We start from the raw sequence: 23,834 nt of genomic DNA, 5'->3' as shown, positions 1-23,834 counted from the left end.
GGCGGACACACTCCGCCCTGCGTTTATTTCCATGTGCCGGAGCAGAATTCCATGCCGAACGTCGTGACAGCCGCCGCAATCTCGCTCGCCATCGTGCTGGCCCTGCCCGGTTGCAAGATCATCAAGACGCCGACGGCCGAAGAGGCAGCAGAAGCTGCAAGCGGCGGGTTCAATCCCGATCGCCAGGTCGCGGAAGTATGGGAAGCAAAAGTCATTCCGTTCCTGGAAACGCGCGCCGGAACCTTCCAGGAGGTTTCCGCTCTGTCGAAATCCGATCTCGATGCCGCCGCGGCAAAATACGGCCACAAGGAAAAGGACGGCACGGCCCCCTGGACATTTGCCGCGAAAGTCTCCGGCACGATCGTCAAGGCCGAAACGAAATCCCGTGCTGCCTACCTCGACACTGATGTCGATGGCGACGGCAAGGCGGATGTGCGCGTCCAGATCGGCCCGGTCATCAAGGGCACCGCGATCCGCGACAGCCTCGACTTCGTCAATTTCAACGAATTCAAGAACCAGATCCAGTGGGCTGAATTCGGCAAGGCCTTCAACATCCATGTCAACGGCCTGACCCTCGAAAAGCTGCCGCGCGAAGGCCTCGAAGGCAAAAACGTGGAAGCGCTCGGCGCCTATCCGCTGCCGTCCAACGGCCAGCCGGCATTGCTGACCCCCGCCACCATCACGATCGGCGGCTGACATGGCAGCCGAGACACACGAGACCATCCTAAAGCTCGACGACGTCACTAAAGTCTATTCGGGCATCGTTGCAGTCAAGCATGCGAGCCTCGAGCTGAAGCGCGGCGCGGTCAACGTGCTCGTCGGCGAAAACGGCGCCGGCAAGTCGACGCTGATGCGCATGATCGCCGGCGTCGAGAAACCTTCTCTCGGCCGCATCCTGCTCGACGGCAAGGAGGTCGAGTTCAACTCCCCAGCCGATGCGCAGAGGCATGGAATCGGCATGGTGTTTCAGGAATTGAACCTGTTCGGCAATCTCTCGGTCGCCGAAAACATCTTCGCCACCCGCGAAATCACCCGCGGCATTCGTGGCATCGATCACAAGGCGCAAGTCGAAAAGGCCAATCATTTCCTCGACAAGCTCGACGCTGGCATCAGCGCCGAAACCATGGTCGAGGACCTGCCGATCGGTCAACAGCAGCTTGTGGAAATCGCCAAGGCGATCTCGCTCGATACCCGTATCCTCATTCTCGACGAGCCGACCTCGGCATTGTCGGCCGCTGAAGTCGATATCCTCTTCAAGGTCATCGGCGAGTTGAAGGCGCAAGGCGTCGCCATTGTCTACATCTCGCACCGGCTGGAAGAGCTGATGCGCATCGGCGACTACATCACCGTGTTGCGCGACGGCCAGATCACTGGCCAGGCAATGGTTCGAGATATCGACACCAAATGGATCGTCCGCTCGATGATCGGTTCCGATGCCAAGGATTTTGCCAAATCCGTTGACCACAAGCTCGGCAGTGAAGCCTTCCGCGCGGAGAATATCTGCCTGCCGCGCAGGACGGGCGGTCTTGCCGTCGATCACCTGTCTATCTCGGTCAGGGCCGGCGAGGTTCTCGGCATCTACGGCCTCATGGGTGCCGGCCGCAGCGAGTTCTTCGAATGCGTCATCGGCCATTATGCGCACTCCACCGGCCAGATCTTCGTCTCGGGCGAAGAGATCTTCGCTAAGGACACCTCCACCCGTATCCGAAAAGGCCTTGCGCTCATCCCGGAAGACCGGCAGCGGGAAGGCCTCGTGCAGGTCTTGTCGATCGCTTCTAACCTCACTCTGGCAAGCCTCGAGAAATTCGTGAAGTTCGGTTTCCACATCGCCGGCGACCGCGAACAGACGGCCATCAAGGAACAGATCCGCAACCTCTCGATCAAGGCGCCGAATCCGGATTTCGACGTTACCTCGATGTCCGGTGGCAATCAGCAGAAGGTTGTCATCGGCAAGGCCCTGATGACCAACCCGAAGGTGCTGCTAATGGACGAGCCGAGCCGCGGCATCGATGTCGGCGCCAAGGCTGATGTCTTCCGCACCATGCGCAGGCTCGCTGGTGAAGGCCTCGCCATTCTGTTTTCGACTTCCGACCTCGACGAGGTCATGGCGCTCTCCGACCGCATCGCCGTGATGAGCAACGGCAGGGTAACGATGATCCTTGACAGGGCAGACGCCACAGAAGAGCTCATCGTCAAGGCTGCGTCCGAGGGACACAAATCGGCCGAACACAAAACCACTGGGGAAACTGCGTAATGATCACCGCAACCGCGACCGAAAAAGCACCGGCAACCGATAGCGGCTCCGTCCTTTTAACGCTGATGAAGCTCAGGACGTTCATCGCGCTCTTTGCAGTCATCGCCTTCTTCTCGATCTTCGCGCCGAACTTCCTGTCGACGGCCAATATCATCCTGATGTCGAAGCATGTGGCGCTGAATGCCTTCCTTGCCATGGGCATGACTTTCGTCATCATCACCGGTGGCATCGACCTTTCGGTCGGCTCGATCGTCGGCCTCTGCGGCATGGTCGCGGGCGGTCTGATCCTCAACGGCATCGATCTGCAGTTCGGCTATACGATGTATTTCAATGTCGTCGAGGTCTGCCTGATCACGCTCGCGGTCGGCGTTGTGATCGGCGCGGTGAACGGTCTCCTGATCACCAAGCTCAATGTCGCCCCCTTCATCGCTACGCTCGGCACGCTCTACGTCGCCCGTGGATTCGCCCTCCTCTCCTCGGACGGCCAGACGTTCCCGAACCTCGTCGGCAAGCCGGAGCTTGCAACGACCGGCTTCGGCTTCCTTGGTTCCGGCCGCATCATCGGCCTGCCGGTATCGATCTGGATCCTGATCGTCGTGGCACTCGCCGCCGCCTATGTCGCGAAATACGTGCCGATCGGCCGTCAGATCTTCGCCGTCGGCGGCAACGAGCGCGCCGCCCGCATGTCCGGTATCCGTGTCGACCGGGTCAAGATGTTCGTCTACATGTTTTCCGGCTTCTGCGCCGCCATCGTCGGCATTGTCATTTCGTCGGAGCTGATGGCCTCGCATCCGGCCACTGGCAACTCCTTCGAACTTAACGCCATTGCCGCAGCCGTCCTCGGTGGCACCTCGATGTCCGGCGGTCGCGGTACGATCGGTGGCACCATCATCGGCGCTTTCGTCATCGGTATTCTGTCAGACGGTCTGGTGATGATGGGGGTCTCCTCCTTCTGGCAGATGGTGATCAAGGGTATCGTCATCATTGTTGCGGTGGTGGTCGACCAGGCCCAGCGCCGCTTGCAGCAGCAGGTGACGTTGATGCAGCTGGCGAAGAGGGGGTGAGAAGATGATGGAACTGCGCGGCGCCCTGGTCGGTTGCGGCTTTTTCGCCGTCAACCAGATGCACGGCTGGAACGATGTCGAAGGCGTGTCCATCGTCGCCATCTGCGACCGCGACCCCGAGCGGCTGAAGCTCGTCGGCGACCAGTTCGGTGTCGAGCGGCGCTACACCGATGCAGCGCAGATGTTCGCCGATGGCGGTTTCGATTTCGTCGATATCGCGACCACGGTAAACAGTCATCGCACACTGGTGGAGCTGGCCTCCACCCACAAGGTTCCGGCGATTTGCCAGAAGCCGTTTGCTCCGACGCTTGCCGACGCAAAAGCCATGGTCGCCGCCTGCGATATCGCGGGAATCCCCCTTATGATCCACGAGAATTTCCGCTGGCAGACATCCATCCAGGCCGTCCGCAAGGCGCTGGATTCCGGCGCAATCGGCACCCCTTTCTGGGGCCGCTTCTCCTTCCGCTCCGGCTACGATGTTTTCTCCGGCCAGCCATACCTGGCGGACGGCAAACGCTTTATCATCGAGGACCTCGGCATCCATGCGCTCGATATCGCCCGCTACATTCTCGGCGACGTGACGAGCCTGTCCGCGCGAACAAAGCGCGTTAATCCGAAAATCCGCGGCGAGGACGTGGCGACCATCCTGCTCGACCACGACAACGGCGCGACCTCCATCGTCGATGTCAGCTATGCAACCAGACAATCCGTCGAGTCTTTCCCCGAAACGCTGATCGAGCTCGACGGTACGCAGGGCTCGCTGCGCCTGTCACAGGGCTACGAGCTGCAGGTCACCAATGCCGAGGGAACGACGAACACCGACGTCGCGCCAATCTTGCTGCCCTGGGCTTCGCGGCCGTGGCACAATATCCAGGAAAGCGTCTTTGCCATCCAGCAGCACTGGGCCGATTGCCTCCGCCGCCGAGAGGAACCGTGCACCTCCGGCGCCGACAATCTGAAGACCTTCGCCCTCGTCGAAGCCGCCTATGAAAGCGCCGCCTCCAAGGCGACCGTCGAGATCGGAACCTTGCTGAAATGAGCGACACGGCAATTGCCTTCCGGCTTTACGGAACCATCCAGGCCGAACCCGTCCCGCGTCTCCTGAGGGCCGGAAAACTGACGGCGCAACTTGCTGGTGGCAACCTTCGTGCCATCATCTACGACGGCGTCGAAGTCCTGCGCGCCATTTCCTATGTGGTCCGCGACTGCGACTGGGGCACCTACAACCCCACGCTGTCTAACCTTGCTGTCACCGAAACGGAGAGCGGCTTCACCGTCTCCTACGGCGCCCGTTGCGACGGCCCGAAGGGCACGGTTCTCGATATAGTTGCAATGATCGAAGCACGTGCCGGTGGCATATTGACGTTCAGGAGCAGCGCCCGTTCCGCCACAGGCTTCGAGACCAATCGCTGCGGCTTTTGCATTCTGCATCCCATCGTCGGCGTCGCAGGAACGCCAGTCTCCGTCGAACATGTCGATGGCGAGATCGAGAGCACCAAGCTGCCTGATCTTATAGATCCCCGGCAGCCCGTCAAAAACCTGCGCGCCATCACCCATACAGCACTTGCCGACGTCAGCGTCGAATGCCGCATGGAAGGCGACACATTCGAGATGGAAGACCAACGCAACTGGTCGGACGCCTCCTACAAGACCTATGTCCGCCCATTGGCCCTGCCCTGGCCCTATCAGATACCGGCAAACGAGCCCATCCTCCAGCAAATCACCCTGACGGTCATCGACAGTCGCGCCACCGCTTCGGGCGATCGCCTCGCATCGGCCGAAAACTCGAGCGTCATCCGGCTCACGCCTGGGACTGCGTCCGGCACGATGCCCGCCATCAGCCTGGTGATTACCCCAGAGGAAGTCGAAGCCAGTCTCGCTGCCCTCGCGCGCCAGGATGGGCCAAGGGTTCAGGACCTGCTTTTTCATTTTGACCCCGCAGCCGGTCATAGCGCCGCCGCCTTCAAGGGTTTTGCCGAGATCGCCGCCATCCACGATGGCACGACGACGCTCGAATTCGCCGTCCCCTGCCAACGCCCGCTGGATGAGGAAATGCTGGAGACTGCCGCCTGGATGCGCGACGCAAATTTTGCACCTGGTGCCATCATGGTCTGCCCCTCTGTCGATCGCCAATCGACCCCGCCTGGGAGCAAATGGCCTGATTGCCCGCAGCTTGAAGATGTCTACGCAGCCGCAGCGAACGCATTTCCCGGCATTCGCCTCGGCGGCGGCATGCTCTCTTATTTCACCGAACTCAACCGTAAGCGCGTTCCAGCCGGAAACCTTGGTTTCATCAGCCACTGCACCAGTCCCACCGTGCATGCGGCTGACGATCTGAGCATCATGCAGACACTTGAAGCGCTGCCCTTCATCACGAGGTCTGTCCGCGCCATCTACGGCGACAAGCCCTATCGTCTCGGACCCTCTACCATCGCCATGCGGCAAAACCCCTATGGCAGCCGCACGATGGACAACCCAGATTGCTGCCGCATCCCAATGGCCAACCGTGACCCCCGCCATACCGGCCTGTTCGCCGCCGCCTTCGCCACCGGTTACATCACTTCAGTGCTGGATGCAGATATCGAGACACTGACGCTATCAGCCCTCACCGGACCGTTCGGCATCTTTGCTGGAAAACACGAGCCGATCACCGAAGGCGGAAGACGACCGCTCTTTCACATTGTGGCCGGCCTGGCGGAACTGGCGGGGCAGCAGTGGCGTACGGTCGTCGCCTCCGATCCGCGCAAGGTCCTGTCTTTCAAAACCGAAATCGAAGAGGAGGCGACCCTCTGGATCGTCAATCTCAGTGCTCAAGCACAATCCGTGGATATGACCGAGTTGGTTAATCCCGCGCGCGCGCAATTGAATGTGCTCGACGCGGACACGATGGGGAAAGCGACGAAATCCGGGGTGAGGTCAGTTGCAATGGTAAGCGCGCAACTGGAGCTTTCGCCTTTCGCCGTTGCCCGTGTCCACACCTCGTGACTATTCCTTGAGGCATCTTTCGTAATTTCATCACCGGCAACCTGACCGCACCAGTGATGCGAGGGGACGGCACCTCGTCAGTGCTGACCGTGTGAGGGCATCGTGTTCGCTAAAAGTTGCCTCCCCTGAATGGGTGTATGCAGCTTAGAGCCTGATTCGAAAAGGTTTCAAACAAGCGTCGTGTCAGGACCCGGATGCGGGCGATAGTATCACAAGATGATGGTTGATCCGACCCCGTAACCCTGTCGCTCGCCATTCGTAGAAATAGGCCTGCACAGTTGTAAAAAGCGGAAAATCCCTGGCATCATCCGCCACTGGCACCCAGACGTGGCGATGTAAAGCAACGCATTCACGACCTCGCAAAGATCGGTGCTGCGGCGGCCTGCCCAGCCGCCTCGGCCCAGGCAGGCAAGGCGAGATCAATTTCCCGATCCGTCAGATCGCTTGATTTCATGGGCGCTTTGCCTTGTCGGGTTTTAGAAAGTGACGCTTACAAAACAGAACCGCGGCGCACGTCAGGAAACCTGCAAGTTCCGCAGGAGCTATTATGCGATCCGGCGAGCACAAAACGAGAACGCGTTGCGCGACATAGTTCCAAACTGCGAGACTACAAGGAAATCCCAGGTCTCGATAACCAAATCCGTTGCCCACGCGAAGTCAGTTTGGCGACGTACGCCTTCGCGCTTTGCGTTCCCGGACCTGCCGCTCGGCGCTGATTGCGCAGACCCGCGACGGCGACGAAGGCGAGACATCGTCCCATTCAGCCCGCAGCTTGCCGAACAGATTGCGCGTGTCGTCCGCCAGCGGCGGCGGCGAAATTCCCATGCGACGCATCGAAACAAACATCGTGCTGCGTTCGTCGTAGGAGAGATGATCGGGTTTCGCCCACATGGCGAGCAGAATAGGTTCCGCAACGGCGCGCCCCTGTGAACCGACGCGGCACAGGCCTTCGACTCCCGCTCTGTTGACCGAGGGTAGCGACGCGCGCGGATTGGCCAAGTAAGGCAAAGCGTCGGGCCCGAGATCGCCCAGTCGTCTCAACAGTGGCTCAGCCTCCCAAAGCCAGTGTTCGGGGTCGGCGGCGGCATAGACAGAGAGAAGGCGAGGACCGAGCGCGATGAATCTGTCGTGCGGCAAGTTGGCAACCAGGCCGGCAAGGATACGGCCGCTTTCACGCGCCGGATAACGCAAACGCACGGTTATCGCGGCAGCCCGCTCGATGCCCGTCATGAAAGCGTCTGCACGGAAGGCCAGTTCCTCAGGGTGATTTGCCAGGACACCAACCTGCCATTCGGTGACCTTCGCAGTGGGGTCGGCGATCATGGCATCGACCCTTGCGAATTGGCGCGCCAATGTCGCTTCCTCCATCGCTGCGACCTTCGCCAATACGAGCGTGCTATCGCCTCCCACGCGATCGTCGATCGCCACGGGTTTGAGGCCGAGCGCCTTGGCGAGAACCGTCGAATCACGGCTGTATCGCGTGTTGCCTGAGACGATGGGGGTAAAGCCACTTCGCCAGAAGCCGGCGTTGCAATCCCAGCTTGGCGCTCCGGAATTGAGGGCGCATCCCATCACCGGCATAGGTATCCAGCTGAGTGGCGAGGCCACTCCTCCGAAGAGTTCGAAACGACGGCCGTCGGGCATGGCAATCGTCGTCGTGATCCGCTTGATGGGCAGACTTTTCTCGAAATCCTTCGTCTCCTCCCGTCCCACGACGACCATGGGCAGCTCGGGCTTTTCGGGCATCGACAAATTGCAGAAACGCCCCTCCATGCGTCTGGAGCGGATCGCGTCGCCGTCGTGGAACCCGAACCCATTTACGGCCTCCAATCCGCGGCTCTTCTCGCGCACCTTCGCGCAGACCGTGATTTCGATCATCCGATTGGACAGATATCCCTCGGGAAAGTTGGAATTGACGGAGTAAGCGACTGGCAGTGCGAAGTTCTGCGTGAGCCACGCCCCATCTCCGTCTCCTTCGAAGACAAGCGCCTGGCGAAGGGGATCAAATCCGGTCACGACCCGCGCATTGGAGACGTCGTATCGGCGGCCGAGTTCGTGCAAAGCCAAATGATCGAGCGCCGCAACGGTCCAGTAGCCACCGTAGAAGACCAGCGGCAATACAAGCCATAGGCGCGAAACCCGCCCGACAAGGGCCTCGATCAGCACACCGATCATGCTGGCGTTGATGAGCACAACCGACCAGAACATGGCGAGCGCGAACATCAGGAAAATGCCCGTGAGCGGAATGACCTGAAGCACGTAGACGACGCCCGTCGCCACAAGGCCGAGGAGTGAAATCGGGAAATATTTACGCATCTGACTCCCGTCGAACATTTTTGGAATTCTCCAGTTGCCCGAGAGGCCGCAACTCGTGTAATCCACATACTCCCGAGCGGGAGAGTGTCTATCAAACACCTACCCGGAAACCGTGAACGCAAAGATTCAAATTTTCTGAATGCCTAGACGCAACACCCTTGAGATATCATTGGGGACGTGCCGGAGCGCCATGGCTCTGCCCAGCGACGGATAGATCATTTGCGCTTCGAAGATAACATCGAAGCCGCACTGATCGACACGGAGACAACGATGATCCCTGATAGCGCGGGGGTGACCCCCTGTGGAATATTCGTGTTGGCTTTGGGAAGGATTCAATCCCTCGCCTTGAGATCCCATCAGGGGTGAGTAGCGGCCTGCACCGTGGCAGGGTGAGGTCGCTAGAAAACTCTCTGGAGGCCAATCATGCCGATGACAGCAGATCAAACTCAAGCACAGACCGCTACCCTCATCGATCTTGGAGCAATTTTCGTCTCGTTGGAATTGAGCAAATCGACATGGCTCGTGACAGCTCTATCGCCGGGAAGTGAAAAGATGTCTCGCCATACAGTTACCGGAGGCGATATCGCCGGCTTGTTCTCGTGTTTTGCCGCCCTTCGCCAGAAAGCCCAGCGGCGCGAGGCGAGGCTTTTTCCGCTGGTGGTGATCCAGGAGGCCGGACTTGATGGCTTCTGGCTGGGGCGCGTTCTCAGCAAGGAAGCCTGGATCGAGAGCCATATTGTGGAAGCTGCATCTATTGCCATGCCGCGCCGCCATCGCCGGGCAAAGACGGATCGGATCGACGGGGAAACACTGATACGCGCTTTGATGGCCTGGAAACGCGGCGAGCCGCGTGCGTGCTCGATGGTCAAACTTCTCACCTCCGAGCAGGACGACAACCGTCGGATCGGGCGGGAGCGGAAAACTCTGATTGCGGAACGTGTTTTCCACGTCAATCGCATCAAGGGACTGCTCTTTACACAAGGAATACGAGATTACGAGCCTTTGCGCCGTGATCGCCGTCAGTGTCTGGACGAGCTTCGAACTGGCGATGGCAGAGTGCTGTCCAAGCATCTCAAAGCCGAAATTTGCAGAGAACTCGATCGTCTGGAATTGCTGCTAACGCAAATCAAGGCCGTGGAAGCAGAGCGAGATGCGTTGATCGTCCGCGAGACACCGGAAACACCGGCTAGAGCGGTCGCGCTTTTGAAGGTCAGAGGAATTGGTCCCGAGTTCGCGACGATACTCTACACGGAAGGTTTGTTCCGACACTTTGATAATCGACGGCAAATTGCATCTTACGCGGGCCTCGCCCCCTCCCCCTGGCAAAGCGGTAACATCAGTCGCGAGCAAGGAGTCTCGAAGGCGGGAAACCCGCGACTACGAGCGACAATGGTCGAACTCGCCTGGCTATGGTTGCGGCATCAACCGAAATCGGCGTTAACGTTATGGTTCAAGGAACGCATCGCACGCAATGCCGGCCGCCTTAAAACGCCGATGATAGTAGCGCTGGCCCGTAAGTTGCTGGTTGCACTCTGGAAGTACGTGAACTCCGGCGTCGTAATTGAAGGGGCAATCATGAAAACTGCCTGAAACACAAACTGCTGCGAAACACCGTTTCTAATCCTCAGGGCCTGATCAGTCCTGACGGATCCAGGTGAACGGACCGGGGATCCTTTTGGCTTTAAACGCCGACCTTGAGTTTGGCCCCGTTCTCCTGAGCCCGTGCCCGTCGAAAGCGGGATAATGGTGCAGCCGCCAAGAACGGCGACCGGATGTGAGGTTGTATAGGCCTGAGAATGGGCCGGTAAATGCTATGGGCTCAGACCGTGGATCCGCCTATCACGGAGAAATACGATGCCAGTCGAATGAACAATTGACAAAAGTCCTGATGTGAAAGGATCCGAACCCACGCCCCTGCTGTTAAAATTTCCATCCGCGTAGGGTTCTCTCGGCCAAACATGAACTTGCGTGGCTAGAATGGCGCCATCGAATGGCACGAGGACCGATCGGACGGCTACGCCTTCTCCTTGCCTTCCACGCGCCTATGAGCGGATATCAGAGGCGAGAATGGTCCAACTCCGGCCGGGAACTCCTCGCGGTCAAGGCGCAACTGCCCAAAGGTCATTTCATGCCATGGATCAGGATAAGAGCGGCATCAGCCACACGGCTGCCCAGCGGTTCATGCGCGCGGCGAAAGAGGCAGAGCAGCCAGAGCGATCATCGACGTGACGGGTCTACGGGCGTTGCGCAAACTCCGTCTCGATAGCGCCTCGGATCAATAGTACGGTGAAATGCACTCCTGGCGCGGCCCATAATACGGCTGGAACGTATTATCGTAGGCTTGATACGAACGATAGCGCGCGTAGCACCATTCGACATGGGCCGAACTAGCGTCCGAGTAGGCCCTGCGCGGGGGCGACGCGATCGCTCCGCCGAGGGCCAATCCCGCTCCGAATGCGGCCAGCGGATACCACCAGCCATCGTTGTGCCGACGGTAGCCATCCCGATGGTAGCGGTAGCCCCGGTAGCCATTGAAATTACCGTAGCGTGGGCCGGCGCTGTAACGAGGGCTGCTGTACCCACGTGCGTGCGGCGGGCCGCCACGGTGGCCCGGTTTGTGATGGACCAAGTCAACCCCCTGAGAACTCGAGGGCATCGACACAGGCGGCATAGGCATTGCCTGCGCAGGCATCACGCCCGTAAAAGCCGTAGCAGCTGCAACTAACAATGCACCTATCTTCTTCATCAGATCACCCTACTAGTTCGGTTGGGTCATTTTCGGGTGCTTGCGATGAACCTAGGATGAACGGCTTTGGATGCCTGTCGTGCCGAATTGCTGCACATTTGCCTCTGCCAGGGGCCATCAACCTTTGTCAAACGGCCTAGTTCATGAGCCTCCGAAACAGTTGCGCAAATCGGCGAAACTCGACTTCCTCACCCTCGAACCAGGCGTCCAGCCCGCAGTATGCAACCGCGGTCGCTGCATCACTGCCATAAAGCACATGGGCCTGGTCGATGATGGCGTCATCGCCAGGCTTGCCTTGGGCGGCGGGTTGCGGACTTGTGGCTTTCGGTTTCTTGGACTGGACTGGATTGCGCGACATGATCGTCTCCCACGTGTCTGATGTGATTTTGAATGAGAGCCGGTGGTTTCTGGCGCATATCCACTGGGCCGCTGGCTCGAAACGTTCACCGCGACAGCGCTGTTGCAAGCTGTCGGGGCGGCCTGACGAGCGAGCGGGCAATATCGATTATGTCGTCACGCGTGGCGGTCGGATCCTCGGTGTTCCAGGCAACCCCCATGCCGATCCGAAAGTCGACGCCCGTTACCTTGCGAAGCTCGAAATTGCGGTTGGGGAAATCCCTCGTCCATTGCGGCGCAAAGCCAATGCCAAGGCCCGCCGACACCAGCGAGATCAGCGCAAACGTGTCATCGCAGGTATAGGCGATATTGCGCGCCAAATCATGCTCGGCGAACATCTCGGCAAAATAGCGTTCGGTGTAGGAGAGGTTCTGGCGCGAGAACGAGATGATCTTCTGGTCACGCAGGTCGTCGATGCCGATCTCCTCCAGCATGGCAAGCCGGCTGTCCTTGCCGACAGCCAGCAGATAGTTGTCACTCGCCATCGAGAAGAAGCGCAGGGAGCCGATGTTTTCGACCGGCCGGATGAAGCCTAAGTTGATCTGGCCGGTTTCAAGATTGCGGATGATGTCGCCGGTCGAGCCGCTCTGGATCTGCAGCTGGATATCGGGATACTTTCGGGCGATCTTCGACAGGAACGCCGGAAGCACGCCGATGGTGGCGGGATAGATGGTGCCGATCCTGATCTTCCTCGCCGTCTTGCCGGCAACCGAGCGTGTCAGCTCGGCACTGGCATCGATGTCGCTGAGGATGCGCACGCATCGGTCATAGAAGGTCTCGCCGGCCACCGTCAGTTCGACGCGCCGCGTCGTTCGGACAAACAGTTGGACGCCGAGCTCTCGCTCGAGCGCCTGGATCTGCGTCGACAGCGCCGGCTGGGCAATATGAACCCGCATCGCTGCCCTGCCGAAGTGGAGCTCCTCGGCGACCGCGACGAAATAGGTGAGTTGGCGCAGTTCCATGCGGAGACGTCTCCTACGTATGACGACGCGTCGCCCTGCCAGTCACAGCATAGCCGAGCGCCGCGGGCTTTCATAGTTCTATATTACGTGGTTTTTCAAATTTCCAGATGCTGTGCTATACCGATGAACGCACAGCAACTGATTGCTTTGAATATCCGGCGCCTAAGGGTTGCGAAGGGAATTTCACAAGATGACCTAGCGCTTATCGCAGGGGTCGAGCGCTCTTACACTGGACACCTTGAGCGCGGCAGCAAAAATCCGACAATTAAGACGCTTGAGAAAATAGCCATTGCGTTGTCCTGCGACATCTCGGAGCTATTCGCCCCGTTGCCTATGGGAACGACCGCAATCGAGCCGCTAAAAAGCGGACGAAAGACCTCCGCCACTTAAGGAAAAGCGGGCATCTACGAGCGCGTCAGCCCAATGCCGCAGTTCCAGGCGAGACATTATGCGATCCTGCGTGCACAGATCGGGAACAGAGACCAAGCCCGCTTGGGATCCCCAACCGCGGACGCCGGTTGGAACCTTGCCAAACTCACAATATCCATGAATGAATTCCGCAGAAAGCCAATTTTCGTCGCACAGCAATGTCTGGCTCGACACGGCGGTGCTTCTTATTCGTAATGATGGGGTCGCAGGTTCGAGTCCTGCAAGCGGTGATCACGGCTATTGGCTTGTGTCCCGGATATGTGGCGAGGGCTATTCAACAACGAAGTCGTCTGCCCCGGCAGCAGCAAGAGGGCCAAGCTCAACGCCGCCCATGATCTCCGCTCCTGCCTTGATACGCTCTGTGAAATGTGGGGTATAGCGACCCTGCGCTGACGGGCCACTTTGCCGCCTGTGGACCGCGCCGCGCGGGAAAATGGCCGTTCGTGGCCCTAGCGATCATTCTGGCGGGTCGGCTATTGCCGAATCCGCCGCAGCACCTGCACGGCGCGCAGGTAGCGGCGATCAACAAGATATTCACCCTCACCGTACCGTTTCGGCATTTTCGTCAGGATTGCTTCGGGCGGTGCCAATGTTTCTAGAAGGACCGAGCCGTCGTAGTAGAGGCGGGAGGTATCTTCCGCAAAGGCCTCGGCGACAGACCGGTTTGCTGACCACGACAAACCGTAGCAGCGCCGCCGCCGGTTGAATGTGCTTTCGCCTCGATAGAGCAGCACCGCCGGACCCCGATAGGAAGGCAGAAGCACCCGATAGGCGTCAGTGAGAAGGCGATCACCAAGCTCCTGACGGAGATGATCACCGGAACGGAAATGAAGCTCACGAAAGTATTTTTTTCACCAGCCACGGCACACTGGGCAATCGAGCAGCAGCACGTAGGGCGGCTGGGCCGATATCGAATTCGAAACCCGGACGGCACACGATGTCTGAAAGCGCCTGGATGTCGCCAGCCTGCGCCGCCATGACGAAGGTGCGGACGAATTCGCGGTTCATGCGACCTTCGGCAGCAAGGCGTTCATCCCCGTCTTTGTACAGGCTTCTCGATGATCACTAGAGCTTCGTCAGGTGCGGTAATGCGGTCCCCGGCCAGCGACTTCCGCGTCCGCCATGCAAGCCTATTTTGTTAGCCACAACATCCGAAGGGGTTGGTTTCAGCCGCAAGTAGCCCGTGCTACTTTCATAGCGCGATAGCGCGGCGTCCAGCGTGGGTCTCAAGAGCATCATTCGCCGGATCGGGAGGTTCTCATGTCGTACAAAAGAACTGTGCTTCTACTTACTGTGTTTGTCCAAACACTTGGATTGGCGGTTGCTCCCTCTTGGAGCGCCAGCCGACAAATAGGGGGCTCGGGACTTGGGTTCAGTTGTGATGCAGACACTCAAAAATGCGAATGTAAGGGTGTGGAGAGCGGCGCGGACTGCGTAGCGATGAAGAAAAACTGTGCGGGAAGCATTTCATGTCTGGATCCCATCACATATCCAGGCCAGCCCTATAAATGCTTTTGCAGTATGAGCAGTAAGGCACAGCCTTTAGGAGTAAAACCTAAATTAAACAAGACAATGAAAATAGCCCCGGAATGACAGGTTGCTTTGGGTGAGGTGACACCACGCGACCACGTTTAACAACGCGGCGGGGCGTATTCGCTCCAAGCGAAGCGCGACTTCAATATGAACTCGATCGCCTTCAAGGCGGTGTCATCGTTGCCACCGGCTAGGCGTAAAAGATTGCCGACAAGTTCGGCCTCGACGAGCGCGCTGCCACGATCTAACTCGCACCGATAGCGTCGTCGCAGCGTTTTTTCAGAGACACCCAAAACCGAGCAAATCTGCGCCTGCGGAATGCCCTTCGCAGCCAGTAGCTCGACGACACGGCGGTCGGTTGGACCGGGGTGATGTGCGGGTCGACCTTGTTCTTCTTTTTTTCCATGGACGCACGGGAAAAACTCATTGAACTGTCTCGGCCAGTCAATTGACCATGCAAGCCCACACCGCGAACTGTAAGAGAAAGGGCTGCCCCTCCATCTTGAGCGTCATTCTCCAGTTCTCCGCCTCGGATACCCAAGAATGTTAGTATAGCCTAAACTTCCGCTTTCATCGCGGACTAATCTGATTTTGTGGTTTCCTACAAGGCATGGCTCGAGCCGTAGTATGGCGTTTAGGTCTTCTCGACAAGACGTTTTGCCATCCACCGCCTTGAAAGGATCCGAACTGTCGACGCCGCTTTCGTTTTGGATAACCCACTGGGCTAACTGACATCGAGCGGCATAGCCTGTTATTATGGAACCTCCACAAGGAATTTTGAGCTATAGAGCTTCAGTCGGCACAAATGCGGATTATGTCTCCGGTATTGCCGCTGGACATGTGGAACGGATAGAGGGGGCGTTTGCTATTTGCGAGAGCTCAACAACGTCTGGCCATGTGTTCACCGTTGCAAGCTCATGGTACGCGCGCCTTTCACGCAAGGACCGCCGGTTTCTCAAGGCCGCAATACCGAACGGGTTGCAAGCATCAGGCGTATGGCTTGTTCGGCCGTTTCCGTAAGGAGGTTTTCCGTTTCGCGGATAGCGTCTTCCAACGAGCAGGGCCGGTTGAGGATACTGAACACCGCGTCGATTCCTACCTTCCTTGTCGTCTCCACGCCCGAACCAACGGTCCCGGCCAAAGCGAGAACCGGCAGCTTGTGACGTTTGGCGCGGCGCGCGATCTCTGCTGGTACTTTGCCGTAGCGCGTCTGGCCATCAATCCCGCCTTCAGCGGTCATCACCAGATCGGTCTTGGCCAGCCTCTGATCGAGTTTGATATGTCGATGAATGAGATCGAAACGTGGACGTAGCTTGGCGAAGGCGAAGGCGTGCAGGCCCGCCCCAAGCCCGCCCGAAGCTCCGCCCCCTTTCAAGGGCTCAAGGTCGATATTGAGATCGCGCCGGACAACGCGCGCAAACATCTGAAGACCTTGCTCCAGAATCGCCACATGGTCCGGCGTCGCACCCTTTTGCGGCCCAAATACCCGTGCGACGCCGGCTTCCCCTAGCAGCATGTTATAAGGATTGACGGCGACATCGATGCTAATTTTCTCAAGGCGAGAATCGCGGCCGGTAACATCGATCCGGTCGAGCGAACGCAGTGCCGCGCCGTTGCCGGCAATTGGTTGGCCCGATGCATCCAAGAGACTGATGCCGAGCGCCTGAGCCATGCCAGCACCCGCATCGTTGATGCCGGAGTCGCCGCAGCCCAGGAGGATGCGCTCGGCGCCGAGGTCGAGTGCCGCGCGGATCATTTCGCCAACGCCGTAACTCGTTGTTCTCGTGGGATCCCGCATATCCCTTGGCACGAGACGCAACCCGGCAGCGGCAGCCATCTCGATCACTGCCGTGCGCTTCCTGCGTCCCGATAGAAAGCCGATATGAGCATCGACAGGTTGCCCCACGGGGCCCGTCACGGTGACCGGATGCAGTTCGCCCCCCAAGATATCCACCATGATCTGAACGAACCCTTCACCGCCATCGATCATTGGCATGCGAGTGATCTTTGCGCGGGGAAGGGCATTGCGGACGCCCCGTGCGATCGCGTCTGCGACTTCGCGGACGCCCAGCCCTTCCTTGAAACCGGAAGGTGCGACCAGGACACGTAAACGCCGGTGCTTTTTCGACATCGTCAACTCCTGCAGCTACGCTAACATCGACTCGATGGCGGGCCAGATGATGAGCACGAACACCATGATGAGAAGAAAATGGAGGGGCAGCAGCACCGCGCTGAGCCGAACGAGATCGCCCGCGCTATAAGCGTCTTCATCCACCCGGCCAAAGAGCGCTACCGGCTTTGCGCTGACCATCAGCGTCTGACAAAGACCTGTCGCCGAGACCATGGTCAACATCACCATGACGGCATCCGCGCTTGACGCTTGCGCAAGCATCAGTGCCGGTGGCAGCAAAATTGACACCCGTGCGCTGCGGCTATGGATGAGCAGATGCGAGAGCAAACCAATTGCAGCGACTAGCGCCATGACGATGACAGATGGCAATTCTACTCCCTGCAGGGGGTGGAAAACTGCTGCGACAAGAGCGTCGTTCAGTCCGGACGTCACCAAACCATCCGCAAGGCAAATCGTTGCGGCAAGGAAGACCAAGAGAGATAGGTCGGCGTCGTGGAGGGCGTCACGAAAGGAGATCGGTCCGGCAGTTGGGAAGAAGGCGGCAAGCGCGCCGACAAGCGCCAGGATTGTTGGGTCGATGCCATGCATCGGTTCCGTCAGCCAGCCGGCTATCACGACTGCGGCGATCCAGACCGGCCGCTTCCACAGTGGTGCATGGCGCGCGTTGGTGCGCGCAATTGTAAGCTCGCTTCGCCGCTCTTGCGCCGTCAGAAAAATCTTCAGGATAATACTGGTCGAGAGAAACGCGCTTGAGACTGCAAACGGAAGACCCAGAACAACCCAGTGAAGATAACCGATCTCCTGACCCGACAGCCTTCGCACCATGTCGACAGCGATGAGATGTGCGCCGGCACCCAGCGGCGAAGCGAAGGCAGATAAAAGTACGGCCGTCGGGAACAGTAGCGCGAAAGCCCTTCGGACCCGCGCGCTGCCGCAATGTTCGGCGATCGCCGCGTAAGCCGGCACCATCATGGCCGCCCGGCCCGATGTGGAGGGTACGACGAAAGCGGTGGCGAGGAGCGTCGCCGTCAGCGCGTAGGCAAGGGTTTGGACCGACCGCAACCGTGTCGTGGCAAGCGCGATGAGGCGATCGGTGATACCGCTCGCCTTGAACGCTGACGCCAGCAGGAACGACGCGAGAAGAAGCCAGATCAGTTGATTGCCAAGAGCACTGAACAGCGAGTCCGGTTTACCGGTGACGACCAACGTCATTGCCACGGCAGCGGTGACTGCAACGAAGGTGTCGTCGAGTGAGGTCAAGGTCCAGCCGACCAGTGCCAGCGCAAGAATCTGTAAAGAACGCCGAGGCTCCAACGGCAGCCCCGATGCAAAAAATTCGATCGCGATGAACGTCGCGGCGGCAACGAACAGGTTCAATACCAAATGCCGCCGTGCGGGCTTGATGGCCGCAACGCGCGCGCCGGGCTGACGATCATTTCTCCCGGATATCGGCTCAGGCCAGGTGTTCGCCTTCTCCATTGCGCTACTCCGTCTCACGATCTGGGCCGGCAGGGTGGAGAAACAGGCCCGGCATGTGCGGGGCGATCGTAAGCGTCGCAGGTTAGAGGACGGGAGGCGGAAGGATAGAATTTGGTGAGATTCGCTGCGTTTTGGCGCTATTTCTTGTCCTGCAGCCATTAATCGGCAATCGTGACGGCAAGCTCCCAACCAGGTTCGAGGCAATATGACCGTCCGGCGGCGCATTCTTCTCTTCCAGCTAGTCACAATCGTCTTCGTGGTCGTGGTTGTCGGCCTGATGCTGACGACGCTCAAGCTCACCGACGATTTCGTCAATCGCATCGATGGCGTCCACTCTCGCTTCGAGGCGATCAGCGATCTTGACGGACTTGGCAATAATTACGCCGAGCAGTTGGCCGAAGTCCTTTTGCTTGGCCCTGAACAGATGCCGGACTTCCAACTCGCGCGGCAAAGGATGGCGGAAGGATTCCGTGTTCTTGCAGAGGTGACACGCAAGGAGTTCACCACGCTTGGAAGCCTTGGAGACGTCCAGCAGGAATTGCCAGAAATAGAGTTCGCCGCACGGCTTCAGGAATTTTATCGAGCGATCGATCGGGCGGCTGAACGCGTATTCAAGGCACAAGCGGCCGGGCAACAGGATCGCGCCGTCGATATCTTCCGGCGCAGCATCGAGTATCGCCTCTCCAACGACTTCGAGACCATGCTCGGCGATGCCCGGCAGGAGGAGCGCGGAGAAGTTGCCAAGGAGCTTGCCCGGGTGCGCAGCACACAGCACACGGTCCTGATTGTTGCTGGCGTCTTTTCGGTGCTGGCGGTTGTGGCGGGCCTGGGTTTGGGTCTGACGCTCCATCATTCGATCGTACGGCCGGTTCGCCTTTTGGTGGCCGGAGCGGAAGCAATTGCCAGTGGTCAGCTCGATCATCGCATCGAGACGGGCCGCCGCGACGAATTCCTGGTGCTTTCGCAGAGTTTCAACAAGATGGCGGAGGCGATCGAACGGCAAAGAGCGAGCCTGACATCTGCTCAGGCACGGCTCGAGCGCGAAGTGGATCAACGGACACGTGAACTGCGGCAGGCAAATGACCAGCTTCTTGAGCTCGATGGCAAGCGCAGCCAGTTCCTTGCGGATGCGAGCCACGAACTGCGGACACCGCTTACCATCTTGCGGGGTGAAGCCGAGGTGGCGCTTCGCGGGAGACCAGGGCTTGCTTCGTTCCGTGATGCATTGAACCGCATCCAGCTTTACGCCGCAGACATGGCGCGGCTGCTTGAGGATCTGATCGACTTCACGCGATCGGAGATCGATGACGTCACCTATGATTTCGAAACGGTCGAGGCTGAAGCCGTAGTCGTTGCGGCCGTCCATGAAAGTGAAATTCTTGCGCAACAAAAGCAGATGGAAGTTCAACTGCTTTCGAGAGCACCGAAGCAATTGATCCGGGCAGATCCCAGACGCTTGAAGCAGGCATTGATGATTGGAATCGATAATGCGATCAAATATGCCGACCCATGTGGAAGCATCGACATAGACATTTGTCGTAGCGATGACATCCTGGCGCTGACCATCCGTGATCACGGTTGCGGGATTGATGCGGCGGAACTACCTTTTGTCTTCGACCGATATTATCGCGGAAGGAACAACGCCAGCCGCGCAGCCAATGGCCTCGGCATTGGTCTGCCGATTGCAAAGACGATCATCGAACGGCACGATGGGACCATCACCCTCGGGCCTGCGCCGCCGCGCGGTGCGGTTCTCACCATTCGGCTGCCCATCGCAGAAAGGAAAACCGCATGCGAGTCCTGATTGTAGAAGACGACCGGCGGATCTCGAGCTTTCTGCGGCGCGGCCTTGAGGCGGAAGGCTATCATGTGCAACTGGCAGAGGACGGGCGCGACGGTCTCGAGCGGATCCGTCATGAAACTGTCGACCTAGTCATCCTCGATCGAATGATCCCCTATGTGGACGGTCTTGAAGTGTGCCGGATAATCCGGCAGGAGCGACGTTCCGTGCTCGTCCTGATGCTCACCGCCAAGGAAAGCATCCGCGATCGTGTCGACGGACTTCAAAGCGGCGCTGACGACTACCTCGTAAAACCCTTCGCATTCGATGAACTGATTGCCAGGATAGAGGCGCTGCGGAGACGCCGCCCAACGCTCGAACGCACGGATGTCCTGCAGGTCGGGTCGCTTACCCTCGATCCGGCAACGCGCCGCGTCAGGAAATCGGACCGCGAGATCGGGTTCACCGTTCGCGAGTTCGAACTGCTCCGCTATCTTATGCTCAACGTTAACAAAGTGGTCAGCCGTCAGCGGCTGCTGAACAACGTCTGGAACTACGATTTCGACCCCGGAACCAAGATCGTCGAAGTCTATATCCGCTATCTGAGGCGTAAGCTCGGTCAAGACGGTGATCCAGCTATTCGGACCGTGCGAGGGGTGGGCTACACCCTGGTCGAAAGTACATCATAGCATGATTGCAAAGAAACTTCGCTCGGCTCGCAGGAGGTTGCCCGCGCACGCACGAGTCCACGAACCAGCGAGAGGTGATTTCCCCTCACCTGCCCGGCCTTGCCCGCGACCGTGCGATATCGACGATGCCATCGCGCGAGGTGGTCGGATCCTCCCAGTCGTCTCCGGGCGCTTGACGCTGCCGAATCATGGCTCAAGGCATTCTGACGCATCGCAACTCGCTACGCGAAAAGACCGACGCTTGTTTTGCTGGACTTCTGAACAATCGTCGCTGCCTTCCTAGCCAGCCGCTAGACTGAGACTAGAGACCACCCAGTACTGTTAGACCGGCGTTCAGGCGTAGCGACCGCCGAGGAATTTGGTGTTGAGGAAAACCTCGATGCATTCGAACGCCGTCTCCGGCTTCATGATATCGGCGCCGAGCACCAGTACGTTTGCATCGTTATGTTCGCCTGATAAACGGACGCCGGTGGTCTCGGTGCATAGTGCGCACATGGCACGCATCAATTCAATCTGCTTGTAACCCAAGGTGGAATGCGGATAACTGCTCGCATTTCATTCTATCCAGTTGGTTCGCCCTGTTTCCCTTACATCCGCTCTATGGCGGATGCCCCCGTTAAAGATTGTCCCATGTTTCATTCCCTGCGCCAGATTCGCGCCCAACCGCAATTATTGCTCCTTGCCATCATGATCTTCGTTCAGGGTTCTGCCTATGGCTCGACCCTGCCTTATCTGTCGATAACGGCAATCCGCGAACTGGGCATGAGCGATCAGGACTATTCGATGCTCGTTTTCGTGACGTCGGTGTCAGCGGTCACCATCAGCGTCTCGCTCGGCATTCTCTCCGACCTGATCGGCGACCGGCGCAGGATCATGATCGCAATGGCGCTCATGGGCGTCGCCGGCTATGGCGCCATCTTCCTCTTTCCCTCGGTTCCGGTGTTCGTCCTCGCCACGGCATTCGTGATCCCGTTCTTCCAGTCCGTCAGCTCACTGATCTTCGTGGGTGTTCGCGCTGAAACGGCCGATCTTCCGAGCCGGGACGCTGCCGCGATCAATGCCACCGTCCGGGCTTTCATGTCCGCCTCCTGGGTGGTCATGCCGGCCGCGATGGGACTGGCTTTCGCCAGCTCGGCGAGCATGATGGGCGCCTGGGGCATTGCCGGGCTCTGCGCGCTCTCGGTCTTTCTCTGCTCCACTTTCCTGCTGGCAAAGCCGACCAGCAATGCGATCCCGGCAAAATCGCAAACCGGCTTCTTCTCCGCGCTCGGCGAACTTGCGGCACCGATCATGCTGACCCGGATGATTTCCATGGCCGCACTGACCGGCACGATCCGGCTTTCCAGCACGCTTTGGCCGCTGATCCTTATCATCAATCTCGGCGGCAAGACTGCCGACGTCGGCATTATCGCCGGGCTGATCGCCTTTCTCGAAATCCCATTCATGCTGATCTGGGCCAATCTGCTGAAACGCGTCAATATTCTCATGACCCTGATTGTCGCGGGTCTGGTCTATGCCGGTTTTATGGCTGCTCTATCTTTCGCCACGGCGCCTTGGCAAATCTACGCCTTGATCATGCCTGCGGCAGCGGGTGCTGCGGCATTGCTATCCATGCCGCTGACCTATTTCCAGGATCTCTTTCCCGGCCGGCCGGGCCTCGGCACATCGTTCAACCCGATCAATTCCTTTCTGGGAAATGGATTGACGGCGCTGACGTTTGCCATCGGCGCGCATTACCTGGGCTATTCGGGCACGGCCTGGCTCGGCGTGCTGATGGCGTTGGCCGGTATTCTCGGCCTTATCCTGCTTGAAAAACGCCGGCCGGCCGTGGCAACCTGAGGCGCTCAAACAGCTCTATAACATCGACGTGGTCGGCTCGATCGAAGGCAGCGAAGCGCGGCTTTGCGCCCCGCGTTTCAGTTCAACAACAGATGGGATAAACCGATGGTCCGTGAGAATGAGATCCGAGAAAACGAGGTCGTCTTCGATCCGCCGCAGGCAACGGATGCCGGCCTGGTATTCATCGGCCGGGTCTCCACGCCCTGGACATCGCGGATGGAGACGCCAAGGCAGGGCAGACATGACGGCCCCATCTGCAGGATCGAAATCTTCGAGCCATGGTGCCGGAGCTGCGCGGTGTCGATGCCTTCGAGCGGCTGGAGGTTCCTCTATTGGCTCGACCGGTCCCGCCGTAACCTCGTTCTGCAACAAACGGATAGAAGTGCCCCTGAAATCCGGTACCCATGGCTGGGTCTACGTGAAGGCCTGAGCGGATCCCGGGATCACAGACCAATGCACCGGGGTTCTTCAAGCAGGACGACCCGGACGAGACGTGGACGCCGCAGCGGCCTGTATATAACAGCCGCTCAAGTCATTGACAGTTTCGAGAAAGCCGAGCTGGACGAACTCCTGCCATATCCCGATGTAGTAAAGGTTGCGATCGCCTAGGCTCACCTTGTCTTGTTTGTTTGCTCCAACTTCAAGAACAGCCCGCGAAGCTCAGGCTCCCGCACACGCCGTGCAGCCTCGACACATGTGACCCATTCGAGAACCCTCTGCCCTCTTTCGCGGAACGTCTCATCCATGCTTTCGATCTCCATAAGGTGGAGCTGAACGATACAGGGAACGCTCTGGCCGTTATCGAGGACTTTCAGGTAGGTGAAGTAGCCGAACGGTTTTTTTCTGATCTTGCCGCGCACGCCCGCCTCTTCCAATGCTTCGATGGCGGCCACCTGATGGGGCTTCTTTCCCTGTATCGGCCATCCCTTCGGCACGATCCAGCGAAGGCTTTCCCGCGATGTTACAAGAAGGACTGCGATGGTCCCGGAATCAGGATGTCGCTGGTAGCAAAGCGCGGCATATTGCTCACGAAACCGATCCTTGAACAGCACGTCAGAATGCCGCGCAAGCCGGCGCAGCAGTCCCTCTTTTCGCGACGCTTTATTGGGTGTCTGGCTCATCGCGACCAATATCTCTCACGCTCGCGATGCGGGGAATCGCCTGTTCGCTTGGAAAGCCTGCAAGCCATGTTCGTCAAGGGCGTTGTCCTCCTAACGCATGAATTCCGTGA

At 58.9% G+C, this 23,834-nt stretch carries 20 protein-coding genes and 2 pseudogenes; 11 read left to right on the top strand and 11 right to left on the bottom strand.

Going from position 1 to position 23,834, the window contains the following annotated elements; translation table 11 throughout:
* Positions 1-51: 51 nt before the first annotated feature.
* From ACSQ2W_RS23120 to apnL, 5 genes are read left to right on the top strand one after another with little or no spacing between them, the layout of a single operon-like run.
* On the top strand, positions 52-696 hold the full coding sequence (locus ACSQ2W_RS23120; RefSeq protein WP_436088489.1) for a DUF2291 family protein: 645 nt from the start codon (positions 52-54) through the stop codon (positions 694-696).
* A 1-nt stretch (position 697) separates the two neighbouring features.
* On the top strand, positions 698-2,254 hold the full coding sequence (locus ACSQ2W_RS23115) for a sugar ABC transporter ATP-binding protein (RefSeq protein ID WP_436088488.1): 1,557 nt from the start codon (positions 698-700) through the stop codon (positions 2,252-2,254).
* Entirely contained in the window at positions 2,254-3,318 is a 1,065-nt protein-coding gene (locus ACSQ2W_RS23110) for an ABC transporter permease (protein ID WP_436088487.1), read from the top strand. Before ACSQ2W_RS23115 ends, ACSQ2W_RS23110 begins: the two co-directional genes overlap by 1 nt.
* Positions 3,319-3,322: 4 nt before the next feature.
* Positions 3,323-4,357: a Gfo/Idh/MocA family protein gene (locus ACSQ2W_RS23105; protein ID WP_436088486.1), complete on the top strand. Its 1,035-nt coding sequence runs from the start codon at positions 3,323-3,325 to the stop codon at positions 4,355-4,357.
* Entirely contained in the window at positions 4,354-6,303 is a 1,950-nt protein-coding gene (gene apnL, locus ACSQ2W_RS23100) for a D-apionate lactonase (protein ID WP_436088485.1), read from the top strand. The genes ACSQ2W_RS23105 and apnL overlap by 4 nt, the downstream gene beginning before the upstream one ends.
* A gap of 207 nt (positions 6,304-6,510) precedes the next feature.
* Here apnL and ACSQ2W_RS23095 read toward each other — a convergent pair.
* Both ACSQ2W_RS23095 and ACSQ2W_RS23090 read right to left on the bottom strand, forming a co-directional pair.
* A pseudogene (locus tag ACSQ2W_RS23095) lies at positions 6,511-6,757 on the bottom strand (transposase); the annotation flags it as partial.
* A 203-nt stretch (positions 6,758-6,960) separates the two neighbouring features.
* Positions 6,961-8,637: a hypothetical protein gene (locus ACSQ2W_RS23090; protein WP_436088484.1), complete on the bottom strand. Its 1,677-nt coding sequence runs from the start codon at positions 8,635-8,637 to the stop codon at positions 6,961-6,963.
* Between the two features lie 405 nt (positions 8,638-9,042).
* Here ACSQ2W_RS23090 and ACSQ2W_RS23085 point away from each other — a divergent pair, with 405 nt between their 5' ends.
* Positions 9,043-10,209 (top strand): IS110 family transposase, encoded by a 1,167-nt coding sequence (locus ACSQ2W_RS23085; protein WP_436087318.1) that lies wholly within the window; start codon positions 9,043-9,045, stop codon positions 10,207-10,209.
* A gap of 685 nt (positions 10,210-10,894) precedes the next feature.
* Here ACSQ2W_RS23085 and ACSQ2W_RS23080 read toward each other — a convergent pair.
* The 3 genes from ACSQ2W_RS23080 to ACSQ2W_RS23070 form a co-directional block, all read right to left on the bottom strand.
* Positions 10,895-11,365 (bottom strand): BA14K family protein, encoded by a 471-nt coding sequence (locus tag ACSQ2W_RS23080; RefSeq protein ID WP_436088483.1) that lies wholly within the window; start codon positions 11,363-11,365, stop codon positions 10,895-10,897.
* Between the two features lie 136 nt (positions 11,366-11,501).
* Positions 11,502-11,723, bottom strand: a complete 222-nt coding sequence (locus ACSQ2W_RS23075; RefSeq protein ID WP_436088482.1) for a hypothetical protein — start codon at positions 11,721-11,723, stop codon at positions 11,502-11,504.
* An 85-nt stretch (positions 11,724-11,808) separates the two neighbouring features.
* Positions 11,809-12,723 carry a LysR family transcriptional regulator gene (locus ACSQ2W_RS23070; protein WP_436088481.1) on the bottom strand — a complete coding sequence of 305 codons (915 nt, stop codon included), beginning with the start codon at positions 12,721-12,723 and terminating at the stop codon, positions 11,809-11,811.
* Between ACSQ2W_RS23070 and ACSQ2W_RS23065 the strand changes: the two genes are divergently transcribed.
* Positions 12,646-13,113 (top strand): helix-turn-helix domain-containing protein, encoded by a 468-nt coding sequence (locus tag ACSQ2W_RS23065; protein WP_436088480.1) that lies wholly within the window; start codon positions 12,646-12,648, stop codon positions 13,111-13,113. The genes ACSQ2W_RS23070 and ACSQ2W_RS23065 overlap by 78 nt on opposite strands.
* 512 nt (positions 13,114-13,625) lie before the next feature.
* Here ACSQ2W_RS23065 and ACSQ2W_RS23060 read toward each other — a convergent pair.
* The 4 genes from ACSQ2W_RS23060 to ACSQ2W_RS23045 all read right to left on the bottom strand — a co-directional run bounded on the left by ACSQ2W_RS23060 (position 13,626) and on the right by ACSQ2W_RS23045 (position 18,295).
* Positions 13,626-13,886 (bottom strand): hypothetical protein, encoded by a 261-nt coding sequence (locus ACSQ2W_RS23060; protein WP_436088479.1) that lies wholly within the window; start codon positions 13,884-13,886, stop codon positions 13,626-13,628.
* A 100-nt stretch (positions 13,887-13,986) separates the two neighbouring features.
* On the bottom strand, positions 13,987-14,160 hold the full coding sequence (locus ACSQ2W_RS23055) for a hypothetical protein (protein WP_436088478.1): 174 nt from the start codon (positions 14,158-14,160) through the stop codon (positions 13,987-13,989).
* Between the two features lie 1,480 nt (positions 14,161-15,640).
* Positions 15,641-16,816 (bottom strand): glycerate kinase family protein, encoded by a 1,176-nt coding sequence (locus ACSQ2W_RS23050; RefSeq protein ID WP_436088477.1) that lies wholly within the window; start codon positions 16,814-16,816, stop codon positions 15,641-15,643.
* Between the two features lie 15 nt (positions 16,817-16,831).
* On the bottom strand, positions 16,832-18,295 hold the full coding sequence (locus ACSQ2W_RS23045; RefSeq protein ID WP_436088476.1) for an SLC13 family permease: 1,464 nt from the start codon (positions 18,293-18,295) through the stop codon (positions 16,832-16,834).
* 979 nt (positions 18,296-19,274) lie between these two features.
* On the opposite strand from ACSQ2W_RS23045, the gene ACSQ2W_RS23040 reads away from it, so the two are divergent.
* Both ACSQ2W_RS23040 and ACSQ2W_RS23035 read left to right on the top strand, forming a co-directional pair.
* A complete protein-coding gene (locus tag ACSQ2W_RS23040; protein ID WP_436088983.1) occupies positions 19,275-20,099 on the top strand; it encodes a sensor histidine kinase in 825 nt (274 codons plus the stop codon).
* Positions 20,087-20,764 carry a response regulator transcription factor gene (locus ACSQ2W_RS23035; protein WP_131631608.1) on the top strand — a complete coding sequence of 226 codons (678 nt, stop codon included), beginning with the start codon at positions 20,087-20,089 and terminating at the stop codon, positions 20,762-20,764. The genes ACSQ2W_RS23040 and ACSQ2W_RS23035 overlap by 13 nt, the downstream gene beginning before the upstream one ends.
* A 333-nt stretch (positions 20,765-21,097) precedes the next feature.
* Here the strand turns inward: ACSQ2W_RS23035 and ACSQ2W_RS23030 are convergent, their stop codons facing one another.
* Positions 21,098-21,268 carry an RpiB/LacA/LacB family sugar-phosphate isomerase gene (locus ACSQ2W_RS23030; RefSeq protein WP_436088475.1) on the bottom strand — a complete coding sequence of 57 codons (171 nt, stop codon included), beginning with the start codon at positions 21,266-21,268 and terminating at the stop codon, positions 21,098-21,100.
* 126 nt (positions 21,269-21,394) lie between these two features.
* On the opposite strand from ACSQ2W_RS23030, the gene ACSQ2W_RS23025 reads away from it, so the two are divergent.
* Positions 21,395-22,603, top strand: a complete 1,209-nt coding sequence (locus ACSQ2W_RS23025; protein ID WP_436088474.1) for an MFS transporter — start codon at positions 21,395-21,397, stop codon at positions 22,601-22,603.
* 105 nt (positions 22,604-22,708) lie between these two features.
* Positions 22,709-22,987 (top strand): annotated as a pseudogene (locus ACSQ2W_RS23020) (tRNA (N6-threonylcarbamoyladenosine(37)-N6)-methyltransferase TrmO); the annotation flags it as partial.
* A 227-nt stretch (positions 22,988-23,214) separates the two neighbouring features.
* Here ACSQ2W_RS23020 and ACSQ2W_RS23015 read toward each other — a convergent pair.
* The gene (locus ACSQ2W_RS23015) at positions 23,215-23,724 is read right to left on the bottom strand and encodes an NUDIX hydrolase (protein WP_436088473.1); all 510 of its coding nucleotides are present in this window, start codon (positions 23,722-23,724) and stop codon (positions 23,215-23,217) included.
* Between the last annotated feature and the right edge of the window lie 110 nt (positions 23,725-23,834).

Source organism: Pararhizobium sp. LjRoot255 (assembly GCF_964252905.1).
GTDB lineage: Bacteria > Pseudomonadota > Alphaproteobacteria > Rhizobiales > Rhizobiaceae > Pararhizobium.
The sequence above is the reverse complement of the archived record's forward strand: the minus strand, read 5'-3'. Positions and strand labels throughout refer to the sequence as shown.

Bases quoted from the DNA above. Each gene is read 5' to 3' on its own strand.
- ACSQ2W_RS23120 (WP_436088489.1), top strand. From the start codon at position 52: ATGCCGAACGTCGTGACAGCCGCCGCAATCTCGCTCGCCATCGTGCTG.
- ACSQ2W_RS23115 (WP_436088488.1), top strand. From the start codon at position 698: ATGGCAGCCGAGACACACGAGACCATCCTAAAGCTCGACGACGTCACT.
- ACSQ2W_RS23110 (WP_436088487.1), top strand. From the start codon at position 2,254: ATGATCACCGCAACCGCGACCGAAAAAGCACCGGCAACCGATAGCGGC.
- ACSQ2W_RS23105 (WP_436088486.1), top strand. From the start codon at position 3,323: ATGATGGAACTGCGCGGCGCCCTGGTCGGTTGCGGCTTTTTCGCCGTC.
- apnL (WP_436088485.1), top strand. From the start codon at position 4,354: ATGAGCGACACGGCAATTGCCTTCCGGCTTTACGGAACCATCCAGGCC.
- ACSQ2W_RS23090 (WP_436088484.1), bottom strand. From the start codon at position 8,637: ATGTTCGACGGGAGTCAGATGCGTAAATATTTCCCGATTTCACTCCTC.
- ACSQ2W_RS23085 (WP_436087318.1), top strand. From the start codon at position 9,043: ATGCCGATGACAGCAGATCAAACTCAAGCACAGACCGCTACCCTCATC.
- ACSQ2W_RS23080 (WP_436088483.1), bottom strand. From the start codon at position 11,365: ATGAAGAAGATAGGTGCATTGTTAGTTGCAGCTGCTACGGCTTTTACG.
- ACSQ2W_RS23075 (WP_436088482.1), bottom strand. From the start codon at position 11,723: ATGTCGCGCAATCCAGTCCAGTCCAAGAAACCGAAAGCCACAAGTCCG.
- ACSQ2W_RS23065 (WP_436088480.1), top strand. From the start codon at position 12,646: ATGAACCCGCATCGCTGCCCTGCCGAAGTGGAGCTCCTCGGCGACCGC.
- ACSQ2W_RS23070 (WP_436088481.1), bottom strand. From the start codon at position 12,723: ATGGAACTGCGCCAACTCACCTATTTCGTCGCGGTCGCCGAGGAGCTC.
- ACSQ2W_RS23055 (WP_436088478.1), bottom strand. From the start codon at position 14,160: ATGAACCGCGAATTCGTCCGCACCTTCGTCATGGCGGCGCAGGCTGGC.
- ACSQ2W_RS23050 (WP_436088477.1), bottom strand. From the start codon at position 16,816: ATGTCGAAAAAGCACCGGCGTTTACGTGTCCTGGTCGCACCTTCCGGT.
- ACSQ2W_RS23045 (WP_436088476.1), bottom strand. From the start codon at position 18,295: ATGGAGAAGGCGAACACCTGGCCTGAGCCGATATCCGGGAGAAATGAT.
- ACSQ2W_RS23040 (WP_436088983.1), top strand. From the start codon at position 19,275: ATGGCGGAGGCGATCGAACGGCAAAGAGCGAGCCTGACATCTGCTCAG.
- ACSQ2W_RS23035 (WP_131631608.1), top strand. From the start codon at position 20,087: ATGCGAGTCCTGATTGTAGAAGACGACCGGCGGATCTCGAGCTTTCTG.
- ACSQ2W_RS23030 (WP_436088475.1), bottom strand. From the start codon at position 21,268: ATGCGTGCCATGTGCGCACTATGCACCGAGACCACCGGCGTCCGTTTA.
- ACSQ2W_RS23025 (WP_436088474.1), top strand. From the start codon at position 21,395: ATGTTTCATTCCCTGCGCCAGATTCGCGCCCAACCGCAATTATTGCTC.
- ACSQ2W_RS23015 (WP_436088473.1), bottom strand. From the start codon at position 23,724: ATGAGCCAGACACCCAATAAAGCGTCGCGAAAAGAGGGACTGCTGCGC.